Below are 1,000 nucleotides of genomic sequence, written 5' to 3'. Positions count from 1 at the left end.
TGATCAGTCATGGCAGCCACGCTAGGAGCAGACCTGGACAGGATCGGTCCTGGTTGTCCGGCACACTCGTACCCGTGATCACAGCGTCCGCCCGCCTGCTACGCACGCTGTCGCTGCTGTCCACCCGGCAGTCCTGGACCTGCGCCGAACTGGCCACCCAACTGAGCATCACCGAACGCACCGTCCGCCGCGACATCGCCCGCCTCCGCGACCTCGGCTACACCATCGAATCCGAGATGGGCCCCTGGGGCGGCTACCAGCTGGGCCGCGGCACCCGCATGCCCCCACTGATCTTCGACGACGAGGAGGCGCTGGCCGTCGCCGTCGGGCTACGCGCCGCAGCCCTCAACGGCGTCTCCGGCGGCGACCAGGCCGCCCTGTCGGCGCTGCTCAAACTGCGCCAGGTGCTCCCCGCCCGCGTCGCCGACCGGCTCGGCGCCCTCGACGCCGTCTTCACCCCCACCCCACGGCCGGAAGAACAGCAGGTCCCACCGGCGCTCCTGCTCGACCTCGCCACCGGTTGCCGGCGCGGCGAACGCACCCGGCTCACCTACGCCGACCGGGCCACCACCGTCACCACCCGGGAAGTCGACCCGTACCGGCTGGTCTACACCGGCCGCCGCTGGTACCTCGTCGCGTACGACACCACCCGCCAGGACTGGCGCACCTTCCGCGCCGACCGCATCCGCGACAGCATCCCCACCGGCGAACCCGTCGACCTGCCCGACACCCCCGACCCCGCCACCCTGGTCAACCGGGGCACCGCACTGGGCCCGTACCCGGTACACGTCACCATCCGGCTCCCCGTTCCCGCCGACGAAGCACTGCGGCTGGTACCCGCGTCCGTCGGCGTCCACCGGCCCGACGGCGATCACGCCACCATCGTCGACATCGGCGGCGCCAGCGCCGACGGGCTGGCCAAATACCTCATCGGCCTCGGGCACCCGCTGCGGATCCTGCGCCCCGACGACGTCCGCGAAGCGTTCCTCGCCCGTACCCG

The 1,000-nt window shown here is 72.3% G+C and carries 1 protein-coding gene; it reads left to right on the top strand.

All coding sequences use genetic code 11. The annotated features are described in order from the left end of the window. Positions 1–74 precede the first annotated feature (74 nt). Positions 75–1,000, top strand: a 926-nt coding sequence (locus Raf01_RS49105; protein WP_203925073.1) for a helix-turn-helix transcriptional regulator, incomplete at its 3' end; no start/stop codon positions are given.

Origin of the sequence: Rugosimonospora africana, from assembly GCF_016862975.1 — a bacterium.
Lineage (GTDB): Bacteria > Actinomycetota > Actinomycetes > Mycobacteriales > Micromonosporaceae > Rugosimonospora > Rugosimonospora africana.
This window is presented reverse-complemented; position numbering and strand designations above follow the sequence as displayed.